Below are 19,790 nucleotides of genomic sequence, written 5' to 3'. Positions count from 1 at the left end.
TCCAACGCCGAAAGGGCGGAGCGGGGGCCTACTCGATGGGCAGGCGTCCCTGGCCCAGCCGCATGATGGCGGGCACATGAAGATCATCGGCCGCGCCGGCCAGTTCGCCACTGGGCGTGGGCGCCTGGGGCAGGAGGCGCGTGGGCGTGGGGCCCTGCTCGCCGGCCGGCACCTCGCCGTAGACCCGGCCGCTCACCACGTTGGGCGGCAGCGGCTGGGACTGGATGGGCATGGCGGCGGTGTAGCCCTGGATGGGGCCCGTGTCGGCGGGCGCGCCCAGGTGCAGGCTGATGCGGCGCTCTTCCAGCAGGCGCTCTTCCTGATCGAAGCCGCTGGCCAGCACGGTGACCAGCACGCGGTCCTCCATGCCTTCGCCTTCCACGGTGCAGGCCTTGATGTCGGGCCGTCCGCTGTAGTGATCCTGCAGGTAATTCATGGCGGTCTCGATGGCCGAGGCCTCCATGACTTCCCAGTCGGCGGTGATGGACACCATCACGTTGGAGGCGGCGCCTGACTGGGCGCGCTCGAGCAGGGGGCAGGCCAGGGCCTTGCGCAGGGCATCCATGACGGCCTCTTCGCCGCGGCCCGCGCCGGTGCCGATGAGGGCCTCGCCGCCGTTGCGCAGCACGGCTTCCACGTCGGCGAAATCGCCGTTGATGATGCCCGGCTTGAGGATGAGGTCGGCGATGCCGCGCACGCCCTGGATGAGCACGCCGTCCGCCACGCGGAAGGCCTCCTTCATCGTGACGCGGGCGTCGCAGACGTTCTTCAGGCGCTCATTGCTGACGACGATGACGGTGTCGGCGGTGTCGCGCAGGTTGGAGAGGCCCGCCAGCGCCAGATCACCCTTCTTGCGGCCTTCCCAGGCGAAGGGCGTGATGACGACGGCTACCGTGAGGGCGCCCAGTTCGCGGGCGTAGCTGGCCAGCACGGGAGCTGCGCCCGTGCCCGTGCCGCCGCCCATGCCCGCGGTGATGAAGATCATGTCGGCGCCCTGCAGGGCCGCCAGCACTTCGTCGCGGCTCTCCTCGGCCGCCACGGCGCCGCGCTCGGCGCTGCCGCCGGCGCCCAGGCCGCGGCTGCTCTGGGGTCCCAGGGGCAGCTTCAGGTGGGCCTTGCTCAGGGCGAGGCTCTGCTGGTCGGTGTTCATGGCGATGAACTGCACGCCGGTGACGCCGCCTTCGATCATGCGGTTGATGGCGTTGCAGCCCGCGCCGCCCACGCCGAGCACCTTGATGTTGGCGCCGGGCAGGCTGTGGGGGCAGGGCAGGAAGGGGGTCTCGGACATCGGGGCTCCCGGGAGTGGGGACAATTCAAAAGACAGGATTCACCACGGAGACACGGAGAACACTGAGGAAAGGCACGGAGAAAAACAGGGAAGACTAGAGGACGCGACGGACGATGCCATCATTCATGATTGGAACATTGAAATTCATCAACAGGCCCACTCGCATACCCGTCAATTTCAGGTAGGTCATGAGCTGCGCTTCGTGGACGGGAAGGATCCCTTCCTGGCTCTTCAGCTCGACGATAACCTTGCCTTCCACCACAAGATCCAGACGGAAGGCGGCATCCACGCGGAGGCCTTTGTATTCGAGGGGGAGGCGCACTTGCCGCTGAAAGGAAAGCCCGCGGATTTCGAACTCATGGCAGAGGCAGGCTTCATAGGCTGATTCGAGTAGGCCAGGTCCCAGATGCTCGTGGACCTCGACGGCAGCCCCAAGCACCTTCTCCGTGATCTCTCCGTGAATCAGTTCTCCGTGCACTCCGTGTCTCCGTGGTGAATCTCTTAAAAGAGTTTCTTGAAGCGGCCGAGGAGGCCGTCGCCGCGATCCTGCTTGCCGCGGGTTTCGTTCATGTCGCGCGAAAGGGCCTTCACGGCGCCCAGCGCGTTCACGAAGAAGGGATTGCCGGTGGCCTGGGGCAGGCCGCCGACGCCCTGGATGCGGCCCAGCACCACGCGGGGCCGGCCCAGCAGGGTCTGGGCGAGGATGGGCAGGTGGGTGAGCAGCGCGCCGCCGCCCACCAGGTGCACGCCGCCGTGGATCTCGTGCATGAGGCCCGTGCGGCCCATTTCGGCGAGCACGAGGTTCAGCAGTTCCGCGGCGCGGGCCTGGAGCACTTCGGCGATCTCGCGGCGTGAAACGAGGCGTCCCTCCTCTTCGAGTTCGACGGATTCTTCGGCGGGCACGTGGCTGGGAAGCACGGTGCCGAAGCGCATCTTGATGCGTTCCGAGGCCGCGATGCCGCCCAGGTGTTTGGTGATCTCGAGGTCACGGGTGAAGTGGGCGCCGCCGATTGGGATGACGGCGGAGTGGAACAAGGTGCCGTGCAGGAAGATGCCCAGGTGGGTGAGCTGCTCGCCGATGTCGACCACGACGGCGCCGTTCTCGCGGTCCTCGCGGCTGAGCACGGCCTCGGCGCTGGCCAGCGGCGAGTACATCAGCTCGGCGCCGTGCAGGCCGGCATTCTTCAGCGCCAGCTGGATGTTCATGATCACGGGGCTGGGTGCGACGGTGATGCGGACTTCGGCCTCGAGCGTTTCGCCGAACATGCCCACGGGATTGCGGATGTCGCGCTGGCCCTTGATGTGGAAGATCTGCGGGATGCGGTGCAGGACGAGCTCTTCCTTGGCCAGCTTGCAGCTGTTGGTGGCCTGTTCCAGCACGCGGTCGCGGTCGGCGGCGGTGATGATCTTGTCGCCGCTGCTGATGGTGATCGAATCGCGGAGGTTCTCGCCCTTGAACTGGATGCCGTCCACGGCGACGCGGATGCCGTCGACCTTGGCCTGGCCCGCGGTGTTCATGGCCTCTTCCACCGCGCGCACGATGGCGCGGGTGCTGAGGTCCATGTCGGTGACCTGGCCCTGGGTGAGTCCGCCCTGGGGCGAGGCCTGGCCGGTGCCCGTCACGTTCAGGGTGCCGTCTTCTTCCTGGACGGCGACCACCGCCACAACTTTACTTGCACCCAGGTCGAGTCCCAGAAGTACGGCGCGCTGCGTCATGAAAGTCCTTTTCCTTGCTCTAGGTTTATACCAGTTTCCCTCGCGAAATCGAGAAATCGTGGCAGGAAAAACGCCGTTTTCTAACCTCGCGGTTCAGCGCGGCGGCTTTGTGGAGGAGGGGACGTCCTCGGGTTCGCCCACGGCGACCTCGTCGTCCCATCTCAGATCCACGTAGCGGAGCCGGGCCAGATCCGGCCGCTGGGAGAGGCGGTCCACGAAGAGGCCCTGGAAATTGGGCACGTTTTTCGTCACATCTTGGCGAGAAAGGTAGATTGGTGCCGGAAGCCCCTCGATGTAGGCCACAGGCCCCTTGGGGCTATCCCGCAGTTCGGTGATGCGATCATAAAAGCCCTGCTGTTTTTCGCGCAGAATGCGTGCAGCACTGACCAAGTGGGCGAGTCCATGATCCGTTTGGCTGGATGGATCCACCACGACGGGAATGGGATTTAAGTTGGCCTGGTTGACCCGATCGAGCAGGACTCCGTCGTCCGACACGAGGAACACGCCATTGGCGCGGACCAGCCAGAGCACGGGCCGTCGCTCCTCAATGGCCAGGCTGAGGCGGTCCGGGGGATCCTTGCGGATCTGCAGGCCGCGCACCCAGCGCTTGGCTTCGATGCGGGACCGTAGCTCCTCGGCGTCCACCCAGAAGAGGGGCTTGCCCAGCACCAGCTGCTCGGCCAGCTTCTGGATCTCGGCCTGCCGCTCGCCCCGGCAGCCGCTCACGTTCACCTGCTCGATGATGAGCTTCTGAAGGCCCAGGTACCGCGTGCCCAGCTCCATCAGGCCCCAGCCCGCGGCGCCGATGACCACGAGGGTGATGCCGGCCCGGGCCCAGGGTAGCCAGGGCCGTTTCGGGCGGGTGCGGGGGAGCATGGACATATCGACCAGTCTATCCGCGCCAGATCTCGACCTCGGGTTCCAGTGCCACGCCGGAGGCCTCGAGGACCCGGGCGCGGACCTGATCCATCAGCTCGGCGAATTCGGCGGCGGTGGCGTGTCCGTGGTTCACGAGGAAGTTGGCGTGCTCCGGGCTCACCTCGGCGTCGCCGATGCGCAGGCCCTTGAGGCCCGCCTGATCGATGAGCCGGCCGGCGCTTTGGCCCGGCGGGTTCTTGAAGATGCAGCCGGCATTGCGCTTGGAGAGGGGCTGGCTGGTGCCGCGCTTCCCGCGGTACTCCGCCACCTGGGCGCGGATGGCGGAGGGGTCGCCCTCGGCCAGTTGCGCCGTGGCCGAGAGCACCACCCGGCCTCCGGTAAGGAAGCTCCAGCGGTAGCTGAATTCGCCGGGATCGGGGGCCTTGTCCACCAGATCGCCCTCGGGGCTGAGGAAGCGGTAGCGCGTGAGCACGTCGACCCATTCGCGGCCGTAGGCCCCGGCGTTCATGCGGATGGCGCCGCCCAGGGAGCCGGGGATGCCGCTGGCGAATTCCAGGCCCGACAGCCCCGCGGCGGCGGCGGCCTCGGCCAGGGCGATGTGGCCGTGGCTGGCGGGGGCGCAGATGCGGGTCCCCTCGCGCTGGATGGTCTTCGGCAGGGCCAGGCGCAGCACGGGCATGGACAGATCGCCCAGGACGACCAGGTTGGAGCCCCCGCCCAGCACCCGCCAGGGCAGGCCCTCCCGGGCGCAGGCGCGGACGAAGGCCTGGGCTTCAAGCTCGGTGATGGGCTCGAAGAGCCAGTGGCAGAGCCCCCCCACACCCAGGGTGGTGAGCTTGGAGAAGGGCACGTCCCGACGGTGCGGGACCTTCAGCAGGTCGTCAGGGAAGGGCTTCGGCATCGGCTTCAGTATGGCCCGGCCCAAGCGAGGGCAGCACCATGCCCAGCAGCCCTTCGATCAGGGCCCCCAGCTCCTCGGTGGAGGCGGCGGTCTGCTTGAAGCCCTGGACGGCCCGACTGAGGATCCGGGCCATCTGGGCCGGGTCGGGCAGGGCGGCCCCCTCGCCCAGGGGCGCCAGGATGGCGGCGAGCTCCGCCTCGAAGGCCTGGGCGCCTTCGTCGATGGCCCCGCGGGCGAAGGCGAAGCCGCAGTCGACGAGCTCCTTGGCGTCCGGCGTGGCACTGAGCAGGCCGAAGGGGCGCACGGCCCAGACCTCGAACGCGAAGCGGAGCTTGGCCTCCGCCGTGGGCTGGGCGGCCAGCCCGGCCCGGAGCTCCTCGAGGGTCCTGGCCATGAAGGCCCGGAGGACGCCCTGGAAGATCGTTTCCTTGTTGCAGAAGTGGATGTACAGGGCGGGCCGGGAGATGCCCGCCGCAGAGGCGATGTCGCCCATGGTCACCCGCCGGTAGCCATACCGAAGGAAGGCGGCTTCGGCGGCCTCGAGGACCTTGGTCTTTTTGGCTTCCCGCATGAGGGAATCTTGACAAATTGTGTCTGATTGTCAAGATTGGCTATCTGACATTTTTCGTCCATATGTCAAATCTGAAGGAGACCCACCCCATGCAGCGATCCCCGCACTGGCACCAGGGCCGGTTCCGCAATGCCCAACCCCTCTGGAACGACTACCTGGGCGGGCTTTGGAGCATCCTGAACCGCGATCGCCATTCGACGCCCGACCTGGAGCTGCCGGTGCTGCATCCCACCCGCGAGGGCCTGGCCGCCGATTCGGCCTCGGGCCTGCGCGCCACGTGGCTCGGGCATTCCACGGTGTACCTCGAGATAGACGGCACGCGGATCCTGACGGACCCCGTCTGGGGCGAGCGGGCCTCCCCGTTCGGGTGGGCCGGTCCCAAGCGCTTCTACGCGCCGCTGATCGAGGTGGAGGCGCTCCCCGTCCCCCAGGTGGTGGCCATCTCCCACGACCACTACGACCACCTGGATCGCGCCACCATCCTGCGCATCCGGGACTGGGACACGCGCTTCGTCGTGCCCCTGGGCGTGGGTGCGCGGCTGATCCGCTGGGGCGTGCCCGCCGCGCGCATCACCGAACTGGACTGGTGGGAATCGACGCGCGTCGGAACCCTGGAGATCACTCTCACGCCGGCCCGCCATGCCTCGGGGCGGACGCTGCTGGACAAGGACAAGACGCTGTGGGGCGGCTTTGCCTTCCGGGGCGCGCACCATCGCGTCTATTACTCCGGCGACACGGGGATGTTCCCGGGCCTGGCCGAGATCGGTGAGCGTCTGGGCCCCTTCGACCTGACGATGATCGAGGCGGGCGCCTACGGCCAGGCCTGGCCGGATTGGCATCTGGGCCCCGAGCAGGCCGTGCGGGCCCACGCCATGGTGCGCGGCCGCGTGCTGATGCCCGTGCACTGGGGCCTCTTCGACCTGGCCGCCCACGGCTGGACCGAGCCCATCGAGCGGGTGCTGGTGGCCGCACGGGCCGCGGGGGCGATCGTGGTGGTGCCCCGTCCCGGCGAAAGCCTGGAGCCCGGCACACCTCCGGACCTGGTGCGCTGGTGGCCCGCCCTCCCCTGGAAGACGGAGGCTGAGCGGCCGATCCGCGCCACGCCGGATGGCCTCAGGCCCCAGACTGTTCCCGGAGGTGCGGCGTGAAGGTCCTACTCTTCGGCGCCACGGGCATGATCGGCCAGGGCGTGCTGCGCGAGTGCCTGCTCGATCCCGAGGTGACCCAGGTGGTCTCCGTGGGGCGCAGCCTCACGGGGAAGGCGCATCCGAAGCTGAAGGAGATCCTTCATGCGGACTGCTTCGACCTGTCGCCCATCGCCGACCAGCTCGGGGACCTGGATTCCTGCTTCTTCTGCCTGGGCGTCTCCTCCGCGGGCCTCGGCGAAGCGGAGTACCACCGCATCACCTTCGATCTGACGCTGGCAGTCGCGACGACGCTCTGCGGGCTCAACCCGCGCATGAGCTTCGGCTACATCTCCGGAGCCGGTGCCGACAGCTCCGAAAAGGGCCGCATCATGTGGGCGCGGGTGAAGGGCCAGACGGAAAACGCGCTCCTGCGCCTGCCCTTCAGGGCCGTCCACCTGTTCCGTCCGGGCGCCATCCGGCCCCTGCATGGCATCAGGTCGCGCACACCGCTCTACCGCCTGCTCTATCGGGCGTTGGGCCCCTTCCTCCCGTTGCTGAAGGCCCTTTCACCCGACAGCCTCACCACCACCGAACAGCTGGGCCGGGCCATGATCCACGCGGCCCGGAACGGCGCGCCCCAGGCCGTGCTGGAGATGCGCGACATCAACCGCTTGTGAGGGCTTCGAGTTCCAGCAGGCGCGCCTTGCGCTCGGGCGTGCCGAAGGCGCTCCAGCCACCCGGCCCAGCGGCGGCGACGACGCGATGGCAGGGCACGAGAATGAGGATCGGGTTGGCCTTCACGGCCTGCCCCACGGCCCGCGCCGCGCCGGGTCTCCCCGCCAGCAGGGCCACCTCGCCGTAGCTGATGGTCTGCCCGGGCCGAGTGGCACGAAGCACCTCGGCCACGCGGCGCTGGAAGGGCGTCAGCCCGGAGAGGTCGAGGGGGATGTTGCTGAGTGTCTGGGGATGGCCCGCGAGGTGCGCCATGAGCTGCCGCACCGCGTCCAGCACCCAGATCGGCGCCTCCTTGGCGTCATCGCGATCCAGGTCCTCGACAAAACGCAGGGCGCAGATCCCCCCGGTCGTCCAGGTCAGCTGGATCCGTCCGAGATCCGTGGCGAAGCTGAGGGTACGGGCCTTCATCCCGCTAGGATGGCAGCATGCGCTGGCTCGCCATCGACCACGGAACGAAGAAGATCGGCCTCGCCTTTTCGGACGAGCTGGAGATTCTCGCCTCGCCCTTCGAGGTGTGGCCTCAGGAGGAGGAACGCACCCTCGTGCGTCTCGTGAAGCTTTGCAGGGAAGAGGGTGTGCAGGCCTTGGCCGTGGGCCTGCCCCGCCACAAGGACGGCGTCGAAAGCGCCACGGCGCCCGCCGCGCGGGCCTTCGGCGAGGACCTGGCCGCGCGCACGGGCCTGCCCCTGCGCCTGGTGAACGAGCACCTCAGCAGCGCCGAGGCTGAACGCCTGTTGCGGGAGCGGGGCGTGAAGCCCGAGAAGCGGAAGGCCATGCTGGATGCGGCGGCGGCGGCGGTGATCCTTGGGGAGCTGCTGGAAGCGCGAAGGGCCAAGGGGCTCCCTGCAAACCGTCTGGACTGAGGTTGGGTGAAGCCGAACTGAATTGCAGTTTCACGGCAGAGCAGAATTGTGGCGTTTATTTACAATTGAATAAGCGTCAAAACATGGGCATTTCGTTTGATTATTTCGTTTCTGATTGGTTCAAACTGTCCTCACACCCTAACAGGCCACCGATGGTTCTCCGCAAAACCGCTCCCATCACGCCGACGTTTTCGGCCCTGTTTCCGGGGGCTGAGGAGGCCCAGGGTGTCCTCGGGTTCCTGAGGATCCTCGTCAAGGCGGTGGAGCAGAGCCCGGTTTCCGTGATCATCACCGACACCCGGGGCGTCATCCAGTACGTGAATCCCAAATTCACCCAGCTGATGGGCTACACGGCCGAAGAGGCCATCGGAAAGACGCCGCGGATCATCAAGGGGGAATTCCTGTCCCGGGAGTTCTACCAGGAAATGTGGAAAACCATTCTCGCGGGCAACGAGTGGCACGGTGTTTTTAACAACCGCACCAAATCAGGCGACCTGGTGTGGGAGGTGGCCTCGATTTCACCCATCCGCGACGACAACGGGGTCATCACGCACTTCGTGGGGATCAAGGAGGACATCACCGAGATCAAGCGCCTCCAGGGCCAATTGGAGCACCTGGCTCGTCACGATCAGCTCACGGGACTGCCCAACCGATTCTTGTTCAACGACCGGCTCCAGCAGGCCCTGCTCCAGGCCAAGCGGAGAGGCACCCGGTTTGCGGTGCTCTTCCTCGATCTGGACGAATTCAAGGAAGTGAACGATACCCTCGGCCACGATGCGGGCGATGCGGTGCTGGTGGCGGCAGCCGAGCGCATGAGCCACTGCATCCGGGAATCCGACACCCTGGCCCGCATGGGGGGGGATGAATTCACGATGTTGCTGACCGAGGTCCAGGGCCGGGAGAACGTGGAGCGCATCGCCACGACGATCTTGGCTTCGCTGGCAGAACCCATCCTGGTGGGTGAGCAGGCCTGTGCCGTGGGTGTGTCCATCGGGATCGCCCTCTACCCCGGGCACGGTGAAACGGCGGATGCCCTGCTGTCCAAGGCCGACAAGGCCCTCTACGAGGTGAAACGCCAGGGCAGGAACGGCTTCAGGTTCGCGTCAGGGGGGCTCAACCCAGGCGCACCGTCCGCATGCAGCGCTCGGCCAGGCCGGGGTTGTGGGTGACGAGCAGGGTCGTGGGCCGCAGTTCGGCGTGGAGGCCGAGCAGGAAGCCGAAGACCTCTTCGGCCGTGGCGGGATCGAGGTTGCCCGTGGGCTCGTCCAGCAGCCAGAGCGCGGGCTTGCGCACCAGCGCGCGGGCCAGCCCCGCGCGCGCGGCCTGGCCTCCGGAAAGCTGGCCGGGCAGCCTTTCTTCGAGGCCGCCCAGGCCCACGGTGGACAGCAGCTGTCCAATCCAGGTTTCGGATTCGGGCGACACCGCCCCGTCGATGAGGAGGGGCATGCGCAGGTTCTCCCGCACGGTGAATTCGGGCAGCAGGTGGGGCTGCTGGAAGGCCAGACCCACGCGGCGGCGGCGGAAAAGGGCGCGGGGCTCGGCGCCGGCGGGCACTGGATCTCCGCCCACGGCGATGCTGCCCGCTTCCCAGTGATCCAGGCCCGCGATGCAGTTCAGCAGGGTCGTCTTGCCGACGCCTGACACGCCGACGATGGCGCAGAGGCTGCCGGCCTCCACCTCGAGATCGAAGCCGTCGAAGACGGGGTGCGCGTTGCCCGGATAGGTCTTGTGCAGGCCCTGGATGGAAAGGGGATGTCCGATCATTCGGCCCTCAGCGCGTCGACGGGATCCAGGGCCGCGGCCTTCTTGGCGGGATAGCGCGCCGCCAGCCAGGAGACCAGCAGGGGCAGCAGGCCCACCAGCACGACGTCCAGCACCTTGAGCCGGAAGGGCATGTAGGTGATGAAGTCGTAGACGGCCGCGGGCAGCTTCAGCAGCTTGAAGTGATCGAGAATCAGGCAGAGGGGCACGCTGGTGCCCAGGCCCCAGGCCGTGCCCACGGCGCCGATGCGCAGGCCCTGCAGTTCGAAGAGCCGCTGGATCTGCTTCGGCGTGGCGCCCAGGGCCAGCAGCACGCCCAGGTCGTGGCGCTTCTCGGTCACGAGCAGCACGAGGGAGGCGACGATGTTGAAGGCCGCCACCAGCACGATGAGGCTGAGGATGGCGGCGAAGGCCCACTTCTCCACGGTGAGCGCGGCGAAGAGGGACTTGTTGGAGTCCCGCAGGTCCGTGGCCTGGTAGGCGGGGCCCAGGGCTTCAAGCACGCGGGGCTTCACGTCGGCGATGGCCTCGATGCTGCGGGCGCGCACCTCGATCAATTCGGCGCGGCCCTCTGAACGGGCGATCCGCATGGCGTCGCCGAGGTGGATGAAGGCCCAGGATTTGTCGTATTCCGAACTGTGGGTGAGGAAGGTCCCGGCCACGCGGAAGACTGCGATCTTGGGTTGTTGCCCGCCCAGGCCCAGCTCAAGGCGGAAGAAGGCCAGGGCGACCGTATCCCCCACCTTGATGCTGAGGCGCTGGGCCAGTTCCTGCCCTAGGACGATGTCGCCTTCCTTCAATTGCGAGATGGGGATGGGCTTCATGGAATCGAAGATGCTGGAGGTGCTGTGGGCGGTGGCGGGATCCACGGCCTTCACCACCACGGCTTCGGGAGGCATGTCGCTGTCGGGGCGGCGCAGGAGGCCCTTCTCCAGGCGGATGGGCGACGCGGCCTGCACGCCAGGAACGCCGCGGATGGTTTTGAGCGCGCCCTCCGTATTCGGGATGTCGCCCGCGAGGTGGAACACGGTGAAATGGGCCGTGGCGCTGAAGAGCGTGGCCTGGATCTCCTCGCGGAATCCGTTCATCACGGCCAGCGTCACCACCATGGCGAAGACGCCGAGGGCCGTGCCGCCGCGGGCGAAGCGCACCATGATCCGCACGAAGGCCCCCTTGCGGTGGGTCTTCAGGTAGCGTTCGGCGATGGTGCGTTCGAAGAGCGGCATGGCACCAGGGTAGCCTGCTCCAAGTGGGTATTGGCGCGTTCAGGCGCGTCTAGGCGAGGCCCAGGTGCTCTTCGATCATGCGGAGGAATTCCGCATCCAGCTCGTAGGGCTTCACGAGGATCTGGGCCACGCCCGTCTCCTGGGCCCCCAGCACCAGGTCCGCATCCACGGAATCTTCCGCGAGGATGACGGGGGGCATGCTGTCTTCGAGGCGGTGGCGCAGCAGGGAGGCCAGGGCGAGGCCCTGGAGTTCGACCACGCCGCCATCCACCAGGATCAGGTGGAGGCCCGGCCGCTCGACCTGTTCGAGGAGGTCGGTCAGCGTGTCCGAAAGCAGGATGCGGCCATAGCCGTCCTCGCTGAGGAAGCTGGACACGGCGTCCCGGTCGGGCCCCGGGGGCATGGCCAGGAGGATGCCGCGGGACCGCTTCTTCACGCGGAGGAGGGCCAGGGCCCGCTCGTCGAGCTGGACCGCCGGAGCCGGCTCAGGGTCGGGTTCGGGTTCGGGAAGAGGCGGCGGGGGCGCGGCAGGGGTGGCGGCGCTGGGCGCCTCGGCCGCGGGTTCGGGCTCCTTCTTCGGGGCCGGGCGGTAGGTCGGTTCCTCGGGCTCGGGATTGCTCTCCGGCTGGCGCCGCGTCTTGGGCGGCACCGAAGATGGGATGGCCGCGGTGCGGCTCGCCACGAGCGAACGCACGGGGGCCAGCAGGGACTCCTTGCCCTTCTCGAAGGTGATGCCCACGAGGAGGCCCTGGGTGGCGTCCACCCAGGCCACGGTACCGGTCAATTCGATGGTGGGGCACTTGGGCAGCTTGGTGAGCTTGATGAGCATGAGTGCCTGGCCCACGGCCAGCACGTTGGGCCCCATGTGCATCTTCCGCTGGGTCTTCACTTCCATGACCCGTTCCACCCGGATGCAAAGGCCTCCTTCGGAGACGTTCTCGATGCTGCCGTTGAGGCCGACGCCATCGAAGAGGCCCGTCAGGGCGATGGCGGTGGCGCCCTCCCGGTTGTTGAGCCGGGCCCGGGGCTTCTTGCGGCGTTCCGCCAGGCTGATGCCGGAGGGCAGGTCCAGGGCGACGGCGCCGGGCCTGCTTTCCTGAAGCTTGGTCGGGGCCTTGAAGCGGATGCCGTCGAGCACGAAGAAGAGCTCCAGGGCGCTGCCCTTTTCCATGGTGAGCACACCCTGGGGCGTCACCATCACCCGCTCTTCGGACACGCTGCCGATGGTGGCGGTGATGGAGCGTCCCCGTCCGTCCACGAGGTTCAGGGGCACGCGCAGGCGCTGGGCCTCCTCCAGGTAGGCCAGGACCAGCTCAACCCCATCGGACGACTTGCCTTTTTTGATCCCGAACATGGCCATGAATGCTTGGCTCCTGGTTCTCTGCATCGTCCGACTTGGCAGGGGCTTGATTATTGCCGCCCGGACAGGCACGTTTGCGATATGGATGAATCGCCCCTCCGCTGTCTGCTCATCGCCCGCCAAGGCCCCGAGGACCGGGAGGAGGTCATCCAGGATCACCTGCTGGAGCTGGCGGAGCTGGCCCGAAGCTGCGGATTCCAGGTCCTGTCCAGGCGGTCGCTGAAGCGCCCCCAGATCGCCCCCAAGACCTTCTACGGCTCGGGCCAGCTGGAGGCTCTGGCGGACGAAGCAACGCGCCAAGGCGTGCGCCACCTCATCTGCGACGACGAACTGAGCGGCAGCCAAGTGAACGCCATCGAAAAGCTCACGGGCCTCATCTGCCTGGATCGCACGGGCCTCATCCTCAGCATCTTCGAGCAGCGGGCCCAGACCCGGGAGGCCAAGGCCCAGGTGGAGCTGGCCCGCTGCGAATACGAGCTGCCGCGCCTCAAGGGGGCCTGGACCCATCTCGAGCGCCAGGGCGGTGGCGTGGGCCTGCGCGGGGGACCCGGCGAAACCCAGATCGAGGTGGACCGCCGCATGATCCGCACCCGCATCAGCCAGCTCAAGCGGGAGCTCACCCACCTTGAGCAGGTGAGGGAGACCCAGCGCAAGGGACGGCCCAAGGGCCTGCCCCGGGTGGCCCTGGTGGGCTACACGAACGCGGGGAAGACGAGCCTGCTGAAGGCCCTGACGGGGGAGGGCGAGCCCCGGGACCTGCTCTTCGCCACCCTCGACACCACCACCCGCAAGGCCTGGCTGGGCCAGGACTTCAATCCCGAGACGGGGGAGGGGGCCCTGGAACCCAAGCACTGCCTGGTGGCCGATACGGTGGGCTTCATCCGCAAGCTGCCCCATCAGCTGGTGGCAGCCTTCCGCAGCACCCTGGGGGAGGTCCGCACGGCGGACGCGCTCCTCGTGGTGGCCGATGCCGCCCACCCGGATCTGGAGGACCACCTCAAGGTTGTGGGCGCCACCCTGCGCGAGATCGGATGCGAGCCTGAGGGCGTGGAGGCCCAGCCGCGCCTGCTGGTGCTGAACCAGGTGGACCGCCTGCACCGCCCCCAGAAACTGGAGCTGAAGAAGCGCCATCCCGGGGCCGTCCAATCCTGTGCCGTCCAAGGGGTGGGCCTGGATGAGATCCGCCTCTGGCTGAGGGAACTCATCCCCGGGCCCGCCAAGCCCCGGGAGCTGGAGGCCTGGGAACTGCCGGACACCGTCCCCGCCCCCTAGGCAAAACCCCCTCCAGGTGGATTGGGGCTGGACAGGGGAAATCCTGTTGCGTAATTTGTTGCTTATGCAACTTTCGAGTTCTTGGAAAACGGCAAGTCTGCCCCACATCATCACCGCGGTGAAGAGCCGCATGCGACAGGTGGCCTGGCGGCGGTTGGCGCCCTTTGGCCTCTCGCCCCAGCAGTACCAGCTGCTCATGGCCATGTCCGAGAAGGATGGCCGCTGCCACGGGGATCTGGCCCGCTGCACCTGGATGGACAAGCCCACCGCGAGCCGGATCCTCCGCACCCTCCAGGACCGGGGTCTCGTGCGGGCCGAGGCGGATCCCTCCCACGGCAGGCGGGTGCTGTTCACCCTCGAGCCCGCCGGCGAGGCCCTGGTGGCCTCCCTCCAGGGTTTCCGCCAGTACATGCGGGAGGGCATGGAACAGGGGCTGCCCGAAGGGGATCGCGCCCAGCTGCGGTCCGTGCTCGCCTCGGTCATGGACAACCTGGATCGGATGGAGGCGGAGCTGATCGAATCCGGCTCCGAACCGAAGTCTGAGCAGAAGTAGGGAGAGCAAGTCATGTGGATCGTTAGGCTAGCCCTCCGCCGCCCCTACACCACGGCCGTCATGTGCCTGCTGGTGCTGATGATGGGGGTGCTCTCCATCCAGCGGATGGCGGTGGACATCTTTCCCAGCATCGATATCCCGGTCGTGGCCGTGGTCTGGCAGTACGGCGGTCTGTCGCCCGAAGAGATGGAACGCCGTGTGGTGACCATCAGCGAGCGGGCCATGTCCACCACGGTGAACGGCATCGAGCGCATCGAGTCCCAGAGCATCCAGGGCGTGGGCCTGCTGCGGGTCTACTTCCAGCCCGGCACGGACATCGGCACGGCCATCGCCCAGATCTCGGCGGTCAGCGGGCCCATCCTGCGCATCATGCCGCCGGGCATGACGGCCCCGGCCGTGATCCAGTTCAACGCCAGCAACGTGCCCGTGGTCCAGCTCGCCGCCCGCAGCGAAACCCTGCCCGAGCAGCAGATCGTGGACTACGCCCAGAACTTCATCCGCATCCGCCTCTTCACCATCCCCGGCCTGTCCGCGCCGCTGCCCTACGGCGGCAAGCAGCGCCAGGTCTCCGTGGACATCGACACGGCCAAGCTGGCGGCCCGCGGCCTCAGCCCCGCCGACGTGGTGAACGCGCTGTCCTCGGAAAACGTCATCACGCCCGCAGGATCTGCGCGAATGGGCAGCCGCGAGGTGCCCGTCCTCACCAATTCCAGTCCCACGGCCATCGAGGAGTTCAAGGGCCTGCCCGTGAAGCTGGTGAACGGCGCGCCCGTGACCCTGGGCGACGTGGCACGCGTCTACGACGGCTTCGCGGACCAGACCAACATCGTGCGCATCAACGGCCAGCGGGCCACCTACCTGGCCATCCTGAAGAAGGCCGACGCCTCCACGCTGGCCGTGGTGGACGCGGCCAAGGAGGCCCTGCCCGCCATCCAGGCGGCCGCGCCCAAGGGCATGGAGATGCGCTTCGACTTCGATCAGAGCCACTTCGTGCGGGCCGCCATCCAGGACGTGGCGAAGGAGGCCCTCGCCTCCTCCCTGCTCGTCTCGGTGATGATCCTGCTCTTCCTCGGCTCCTGGCGCAGCATGCTCATCGTCTGCACCAGCATCCCCCTGGCCATCCTCGTGGGCCTGGTGGGCCTCAAGCTGTCGGGCCAGACGCTCAACATCATGACGCTGGGCGGCCTCAGCCTCGCCATCGGCATGCTGGTGGACGACGCCACGGTGGAGGTGGAGAACATCCACCGCAACCAGGCCATGGGCAAGCCCCTCACGGTGGCCATCCTCGATGGCGCCCGCCAGATCGCGGTGCCCGCCATCGTCGCGACGCTCGCCATCTGCATCGTGTTCTTCCCGGTGGTGCTGCTGGTGGGCCCCGCCAAGTACCTCTTCACGCCGCTGGCCATGGCCGTCGTGTTTTCCATGCTGGCCTCGTACGTGCTGTCTCGCACCCTCGTGCCCACCATGGCGCGCATGCTCATGGAGCACGATCATCCCGAAGCCCAGAGCCTCGTGGGCCGCTTCAACGCCTGGCGCGAACTCTGGCTGGACCGCCTGCAGGAGGCCTACGGACGGGTCCTGGACCAGGTGCTGCATCACCGCGTCTTCGTCCTGATGATCTCGGTGGTCTTCCTGCTGGTGAGTTCGGGCCTGCTCTTCGTCATCGGCCGCGACTTCTTCCCCACGGTGGACGTGGGCCTGATGAAGCTGCACGTGCGCGCGCCCGTGGGCCTGCGCATCGAGGAGACGGAGCGGCTGGTGGCTCAGGTCGAAGATGAAATCAAGGCCATCATCCCGCCCTCCGAACTGCGCTCCATCAACAGCAACATCGGCGTGCCCAACGCCTTCAACATGGCCTTCATGCCCAGCGACAGCGTCACGAGCCAGGACGCCGATATCTTCATCTCGCTCGCACCTGAAGGCCACCACACCCGCGAGCACATGGCGCGGATGCGCGAGGAGCTGCCCAAGCATCTGCCGGGCGTGAGCTTCTACTTCCAGCCCGCCGACATCGTCAGCCAGGTGCTGAACTTCGGCGTGGCCGCGCCCATCGACGTCCAGATCGAGGGGCCGAACCTGAAGGCCAGCGCCGAAGTGGCCCAGCGCCTGAAGGCCGCCATCCAGCAGGTGCCCGGGGCGGTGGACGTGCGCCTCAAGCAGGTGACCGAATCCCCCGCCTATCGGGTGGATGTGGACCGCCTGCGCGCGGCCCGCGTGGGCGTCGCCCAGCGCGACGTGGCCAACGGGCTGCTGGTCTCGCTATCGGGCAACGGGCAGCTGGCGCCTTCGTATTTCCTGAATCCGGCCAACGGCGTGAACTACACGGTGGTGGTGAAGTCGCCGCTTTCCAACCTCGATTCGCCGGAGAAGCTGCTGGCGACGCCCTTCGGCCTGCCGGGCGCCGCCAACCTTCTTCAAGCGGATCCCTTCAAGGCCGCGGGACCGGGCGCCCAGAGCACCTTCGAGCCGCTTTCGAACCTGGCCTCCATCCAGCGCATCAGCACGCCCAGCGAGATCAACCACTTCACCGTGCAGCGCGTGCTGGACGTGATGGCCAACGCCGAGGGTCGCGACCTGGGCAGCGTGGTGAAGGACATCGAGACCCAGATCAAGGCCCTGGGCCCGCTGCCGGCGCCCATGAAGATCCGCATCCGCGGTCAGAACGAGGTGATGGCCGAATCCTTCCGCAGCCTCGGCGGCGGCCTCGTCATCGCCATCCTCCTCGTCTACCTGCTCATGGTGGTGCTGTTCCAGAGCTGGCTCGACCCCTTCATCATCATCATGGCGGTGCCCGGCGCCCTCGTGGGCATCCTCTGGATGCTGGCGCTGACGGGCACGACCTTCAACGTGGAATCCCTCATGGGCGCCATCATGGCCGTGGGCATCGCGACGTCGAATGCCATCCTCATCGTGAGCTTCGCCAACGAGGTGCGGGCCGGGAACCCCGGGCTCAGCGCCGTGGACGCGGCCCTCGAAGCCGGCAAGGTGCGCCTGCGCCCCGTGCTGATGACGGCCCTGGCCATGATCATCGGCATGGTGCCCATGGCCCTCGCCCTGGGCGAGGCGGGCAGCCAGAACGCGCCCCTGGGCCGGGCCGTGATCGGCGGCCTGCTCATGGCCACCTTCGTCACCCTCTTCATTGTACCCGTCGTCTACAGCCTCCTGCGGAAGAAGCCCCCCACGGCCCATCTGCTGGAGAGCAGGTTCCAGCAGGAACAGGAAGGAAGTGAAGCATGAGCGAGCGACCCGAATCTCCTACCTTCAAGCTGGGCGGCGTGCTGACCGTGGCCGTGGCGGCCATGGGCCTGGGCGCCATCGTGTGGGCCAAGCAGTCGGGCCTGAAGCAGGAGGCTCATCAGCGCAAGGCCGAGGCGGAGGCGGGCCCGCGGGTCCGCGTGGTCAAGCTGGGGGCCCAGACCGGCGAACGCGGCCTGAGCGTGCAAGGTGAGGCGCTGCCCTTCGCGAGCACGACGCTCTACGCCAAGGTGAGCGGCTTCCTGCGCAGCATCCCCGTGGACAAGGGCACGGCGGTGAGCGTGGGGCAGGTCGTGGCCGTGGTGGAGTCGCCGGAAACGGACCGGGACACCCAGGCCCTGCAGGCGGATTTCGAGAACAAGCGCCGTAACGCCGAACGCAGCCGGGCCCTCGGCAAGGACGGGCTCATCAGCCCGCGCGAGGTCGAACAGGCCGAGGCCGACGCGAAGGTGGCTTCGGAAAAGCTGGCCTCACAGGCCACGCTGAAGGGCTACCAGGTGGTGAAGGCGCCCTTCACCGGCGTGGTGACCCAGCGCTTCGCCGATCCCGGCGCCCTAGTGCAGAACGGCGGCACCACGAGCACGGCCCAGCCCCTGGTGACCCTGGCCCAGGTGGACCGGCTGCGGGTGACGATGTACCTGGACGCCGTCGTGGCGCCCCTGGTGAAGGCCGGCACGGTCATCGAGGTGCGTCCTTCCGAGCGGCCCGAACTGGTCCGCCAGGTGAAGTTGAGCCGCGTCGCGGGGGCCCTGGATCCGAAGACCCGCACCCTGCTGGTGGAGGCCGATCTCGACAACCGCGACGGCGCCTTCCTCGCGGGCGGCTTCGTGCAGGTGGCCTTGAAGGTGAAGGCCTCCAGCCGCTTCGCCGTGCCCGTCGAGGCCGTGATGCTGCGGGACGGAAGGTCACTGGCCGCCGTGCTGCAGGCGGATGGCCGAGTGCGCTTCCAGACCCTTCAGCTCGGCGAGGAGGAGGACCAGCGCATCCGCGTGCTGGGCGGCCTGCAGCCCGGCGATACGGTCGTGCTTAACCCGCCCTTCGGATTGAAAGATGGGGACCGGGTTCAGGCCGTGGGCGGCTGATCCAGAGCATCCGACAACCTCCAACAGAATCGGCGGCTGAGCCTACTCACGGTGGGGTTCGGGCTTGGGTTTGGGCTCGGGCTCAGGATGCTCGGGTTTCGGGGGCTTTTTCTCTGGGTGGGGTGCGGGTTCCGGTCGGTGCTCCGGAGCCGGATGAGGCGCAGGCTCCGGGCGACGCTCCCCTGGACGCGGCTCGGGTGGATGCGGCTCGGGCGCTGGACGCGGCTGGATCGGGCGTGGTTCGGGAGTAGGAGGCGGAGCCGGGCGACGCTGGGGAAGGGGAGCCGGTGCTGGCTGAGGCGGGTGGCGTTCGGGCGGGGGCTCGGGGCGGCGCTCTGGAGAGGGAACGGGGAGTTTTGGCGGTCCGTCGGGGCGAGGCGGGCTGGGCTTGGGCTCAGGGGCCTGGCCTTTCGCGGGAGGTGCGATGGGCTTCGGTGGAGCAGTCCTCGCGGTGGCCCTCAACGTGGTTTCTTCGACCCTGCCGCCCGGGGCCTTGGCGGCCACGGCCCTCTTCGGTGAGAAGTCGGCGGGTTTCACGGTCGCGGCCACCGGGGGCTTGCCTTGGTTGGTCGAGACGAGCAGCGCCTTGTTTTGGCTGGCGGCCTGGTGATGCTGGGTCTGCTCCGCGGTGGGTTGCACGTGCCGCTCTCTTTCCGCCGCCTGTTCCTGGGCGGTCGGTGCGGCTCTCACACCGCCCGGCCCGCCGTTGTAGGCCACGGTGGTGGTGTTATTGACAATCACTGTCTTGTTGTAGACATAGGTGACGTGAGACCTGTCCACGCGGTTCACGGAACGGTTGTAGTAGAAGTTCGGGCCCTGCCAATAGCCCCCTTCAAAGCCAGAACCCCCGTAGCCGTATCCGTAGTTGATGCCGCCGTAGTAGCCCACGTGGGGACCCCAGTAACCCGGGCGGAATTCGAAGTAATTACCGCTCCAGGCCCAGTAGCCGGGAGTCCAGAGCAGACCGCGATCAGGGGGACGGACCCAGGTGCCCGGCACCCAGAAGTAGCCATCCTCACCCCAGGCCCAGTAGCCGGGAATCCAGAGCAGGCCCTCCTCGGGAAGGTCGGGTTGCTCGTAGATCGGGATGGGGGGCGGTCCGACCGTGATCTGGATGCTGATCTGTGCGGAGAGCGGAGAGGCCGCGGCGGTGGTCAGGAGGAGGCAGGTGAGAGGGGACGTGAGTCGATGGATGCGCATG

19 protein-coding genes are annotated in these 19,790 nt (G+C 67.8%); 8 read left to right on the top strand and 11 right to left on the bottom strand.

What is annotated here, in order from left to right; translation table 11 throughout:
• Positions 1-28: 28 nt before the first annotated feature.
• From ftsZ to QSJ34_RS07600, 6 genes are all read right to left on the bottom strand, one after another.
• Complete coding sequence (gene ftsZ / locus QSJ34_RS07625; RefSeq protein ID WP_285573413.1) at positions 29-1,288, bottom strand: cell division protein FtsZ; 1,260 nt, start codon at positions 1,286-1,288, stop codon at positions 29-31.
• Between the two features lie 94 nt (positions 1,289-1,382).
• Entirely contained in the window at positions 1,383-1,766 is a 384-nt protein-coding gene (locus tag QSJ34_RS07620) for a GxxExxY protein (protein WP_285573412.1), read from the bottom strand.
• A 23-nt stretch (positions 1,767-1,789) separates the two neighbouring features.
• Positions 1,790-3,004 carry a cell division protein FtsA gene (gene ftsA, locus QSJ34_RS07615; RefSeq protein ID WP_285573410.1) on the bottom strand — a complete coding sequence of 405 codons (1,215 nt, stop codon included), beginning with the start codon at positions 3,002-3,004 and terminating at the stop codon, positions 1,790-1,792.
• Positions 3,005-3,097: 93 nt separating this feature from the next.
• Complete coding sequence (locus QSJ34_RS07610) at positions 3,098-3,880, bottom strand: cell division protein FtsQ/DivIB (protein WP_285573409.1); 783 nt, start codon at positions 3,878-3,880, stop codon at positions 3,098-3,100.
• Positions 3,881-3,896: 16 nt separating this feature from the next.
• Positions 3,897-4,784, bottom strand: a complete 888-nt coding sequence (murB, locus tag QSJ34_RS07605) for a UDP-N-acetylmuramate dehydrogenase (RefSeq protein WP_285573375.1) — start codon at positions 4,782-4,784, stop codon at positions 3,897-3,899.
• Positions 4,765-5,355: a TetR/AcrR family transcriptional regulator gene (locus QSJ34_RS07600; RefSeq protein ID WP_285573371.1), complete on the bottom strand. Its 591-nt coding sequence runs from the start codon at positions 5,353-5,355 to the stop codon at positions 4,765-4,767. Before QSJ34_RS07600 ends, murB begins: the two co-directional genes overlap by 20 nt.
• 89 nt (positions 5,356-5,444) lie before the next feature.
• Here QSJ34_RS07600 and QSJ34_RS07595 point away from each other — a divergent pair, with 89 nt between their 5' ends.
• Complete coding sequence (locus tag QSJ34_RS07595; RefSeq protein ID WP_285573368.1) at positions 5,445-6,503, top strand: MBL fold metallo-hydrolase; 1,059 nt, start codon at positions 5,445-5,447, stop codon at positions 6,501-6,503.
• Positions 6,500-7,159, top strand: a complete 660-nt coding sequence (locus QSJ34_RS07590) for a Rossmann-fold NAD(P)-binding domain-containing protein (RefSeq protein ID WP_285573365.1) — start codon at positions 6,500-6,502, stop codon at positions 7,157-7,159. Before QSJ34_RS07595 ends, QSJ34_RS07590 begins: the two co-directional genes overlap by 4 nt.
• On the opposite strand, the gene QSJ34_RS07585 is transcribed toward QSJ34_RS07590, so the two are convergent.
• The gene (locus QSJ34_RS07585; protein WP_285573361.1) at positions 7,146-7,625 is read right to left on the bottom strand and encodes a methylated-DNA--[protein]-cysteine S-methyltransferase; all 480 of its coding nucleotides are present in this window, start codon (positions 7,623-7,625) and stop codon (positions 7,146-7,148) included. The genes QSJ34_RS07590 and QSJ34_RS07585 overlap by 14 nt on opposite strands.
• 17 nt (positions 7,626-7,642) lie before the next feature.
• Here QSJ34_RS07585 and ruvX point away from each other — a divergent pair, with 17 nt between their 5' ends.
• Both ruvX and QSJ34_RS07575 read left to right on the top strand, forming a co-directional pair.
• Positions 7,643-8,080 carry a Holliday junction resolvase RuvX gene (gene ruvX, locus QSJ34_RS07580; protein ID WP_285573358.1) on the top strand — a complete coding sequence of 146 codons (438 nt, stop codon included), beginning with the start codon at positions 7,643-7,645 and terminating at the stop codon, positions 8,078-8,080.
• A gap of 152 nt (positions 8,081-8,232) precedes the next feature.
• Positions 8,233-9,249: a diguanylate cyclase domain-containing protein gene (locus tag QSJ34_RS07575; RefSeq protein ID WP_285573356.1), complete on the top strand. Its 1,017-nt coding sequence runs from the start codon at positions 8,233-8,235 to the stop codon at positions 9,247-9,249.
• Here QSJ34_RS07575 and QSJ34_RS07570 read toward each other — a convergent pair.
• Genes QSJ34_RS07570 through QSJ34_RS07560 form a run of 3 tightly spaced genes read right to left on the bottom strand, consistent with a single transcriptional unit; the run spans position 9,194 to position 12,427 of the window.
• On the bottom strand, positions 9,194-9,844 hold the full coding sequence (locus tag QSJ34_RS07570) for an ABC transporter ATP-binding protein (protein WP_285573353.1): 651 nt from the start codon (positions 9,842-9,844) through the stop codon (positions 9,194-9,196). The two genes, QSJ34_RS07575 and QSJ34_RS07570, sit on opposite strands and share 56 nt — an antisense overlap.
• Complete coding sequence (locus QSJ34_RS07565) at positions 9,841-11,067, bottom strand: ABC transporter permease (protein WP_285573350.1); 1,227 nt, start codon at positions 11,065-11,067, stop codon at positions 9,841-9,843. Before QSJ34_RS07565 ends, QSJ34_RS07570 begins: the two co-directional genes overlap by 4 nt.
• 49 nt (positions 11,068-11,116) lie before the next feature.
• Positions 11,117-12,427, bottom strand: coding sequence for a PilZ domain-containing protein (locus QSJ34_RS07560; RefSeq protein ID WP_285573347.1), 1,311 nt, complete (start codon positions 12,425-12,427; stop codon positions 11,117-11,119).
• An 81-nt stretch (positions 12,428-12,508) separates the two neighbouring features.
• On the opposite strand from QSJ34_RS07560, the gene hflX reads away from it, so the two are divergent.
• The 4 genes from hflX (at position 12,509) to QSJ34_RS07540 (ending at position 18,589) form a co-directional block, all read left to right on the top strand.
• Positions 12,509-13,699, top strand: coding sequence for a GTPase HflX (hflX, locus tag QSJ34_RS07555; protein WP_285573343.1), 1,191 nt, complete (start codon positions 12,509-12,511; stop codon positions 13,697-13,699).
• A 130-nt stretch (positions 13,700-13,829) separates the two neighbouring features.
• Positions 13,830-14,252 carry a MarR family winged helix-turn-helix transcriptional regulator gene (locus tag QSJ34_RS07550; protein WP_285573342.1) on the top strand — a complete coding sequence of 141 codons (423 nt, stop codon included), beginning with the start codon at positions 13,830-13,832 and terminating at the stop codon, positions 14,250-14,252.
• 12 nt (positions 14,253-14,264) lie between these two features.
• Positions 14,265-17,489, top strand: a complete 3,225-nt coding sequence (locus QSJ34_RS07545; RefSeq protein ID WP_285573339.1) for an efflux RND transporter permease subunit — start codon at positions 14,265-14,267, stop codon at positions 17,487-17,489.
• Entirely contained in the window at positions 17,486-18,589 is a 1,104-nt protein-coding gene (locus QSJ34_RS07540) for an efflux RND transporter periplasmic adaptor subunit (RefSeq protein WP_285573337.1), read from the top strand. The genes QSJ34_RS07545 and QSJ34_RS07540 overlap by 4 nt, the downstream gene beginning before the upstream one ends.
• Before the next feature lie 42 nt (positions 18,590-18,631).
• Here QSJ34_RS07540 and QSJ34_RS07535 read toward each other — a convergent pair whose 3' ends face one another.
• Positions 18,632-19,789 (bottom strand): YXWGXW repeat-containing protein, encoded by a 1,158-nt coding sequence (locus tag QSJ34_RS07535; RefSeq protein ID WP_285573336.1) that lies wholly within the window; start codon positions 19,787-19,789, stop codon positions 18,632-18,634.
• Between the last annotated feature and the right edge of the window lies 1 nt (position 19,790).

The sequence above is a fragment of the Geothrix limicola genome, from assembly GCF_030268085.1.
Lineage (GTDB): Bacteria > Acidobacteriota > Holophagae > Holophagales > Holophagaceae > Geothrix > Geothrix limicola.
Note: the sequence above shows the minus strand (reverse complement) of the source record. Positions and strands in the feature narration are given on the sequence as shown.

Coding starts and splice junctions, on each gene's coding strand:
- QSJ34_RS07570 (WP_285573353.1), bottom strand. CDS start 9,844: ATGATCGGACATCCCCTTTCCATCCAGGGCCTGCACAAGACCTATCCG.
- ftsA (WP_285573410.1), bottom strand. CDS start 3,004: ATGACGCAGCGCGCCGTACTTCTGGGACTCGACCTGGGTGCAAGTAAA.
- QSJ34_RS07540 (WP_285573337.1), top strand. CDS start 17,486: ATGAGCGAGCGACCCGAATCTCCTACCTTCAAGCTGGGCGGCGTGCTG.
- murB (WP_285573375.1), bottom strand. CDS start 4,784: ATGCCGAAGCCCTTCCCTGACGACCTGCTGAAGGTCCCGCACCGTCGG.
- ruvX (WP_285573358.1), top strand. CDS start 7,643: ATGCGCTGGCTCGCCATCGACCACGGAACGAAGAAGATCGGCCTCGCC.
- QSJ34_RS07610 (WP_285573409.1), bottom strand. CDS start 3,880: ATGCTCCCCCGCACCCGCCCGAAACGGCCCTGGCTACCCTGGGCCCGG.
- hflX (WP_285573343.1), top strand. CDS start 12,509: ATGGATGAATCGCCCCTCCGCTGTCTGCTCATCGCCCGCCAAGGCCCC.
- QSJ34_RS07545 (WP_285573339.1), top strand. CDS start 14,265: ATGTGGATCGTTAGGCTAGCCCTCCGCCGCCCCTACACCACGGCCGTC.
- QSJ34_RS07535 (WP_285573336.1), bottom strand. CDS start 19,789: ATGCGCATCCATCGACTCACGTCCCCTCTCACCTGCCTCCTCCTGACC.
- QSJ34_RS07565 (WP_285573350.1), bottom strand. CDS start 11,067: ATGCCGCTCTTCGAACGCACCATCGCCGAACGCTACCTGAAGACCCAC.
- QSJ34_RS07575 (WP_285573356.1), top strand. CDS start 8,233: ATGGTTCTCCGCAAAACCGCTCCCATCACGCCGACGTTTTCGGCCCTG.
- QSJ34_RS07550 (WP_285573342.1), top strand. CDS start 13,830: ATGCGACAGGTGGCCTGGCGGCGGTTGGCGCCCTTTGGCCTCTCGCCC.
- ftsZ (WP_285573413.1), bottom strand. CDS start 1,288: ATGTCCGAGACCCCCTTCCTGCCCTGCCCCCACAGCCTGCCCGGCGCC.
- QSJ34_RS07585 (WP_285573361.1), bottom strand. CDS start 7,625: ATGAAGGCCCGTACCCTCAGCTTCGCCACGGATCTCGGACGGATCCAG.
- QSJ34_RS07560 (WP_285573347.1), bottom strand. CDS start 12,427: ATGGCCATGTTCGGGATCAAAAAAGGCAAGTCGTCCGATGGGGTTGAG.
- QSJ34_RS07595 (WP_285573368.1), top strand. CDS start 5,445: ATGCAGCGATCCCCGCACTGGCACCAGGGCCGGTTCCGCAATGCCCAA.
- QSJ34_RS07600 (WP_285573371.1), bottom strand. CDS start 5,355: ATGCGGGAAGCCAAAAAGACCAAGGTCCTCGAGGCCGCCGAAGCCGCC.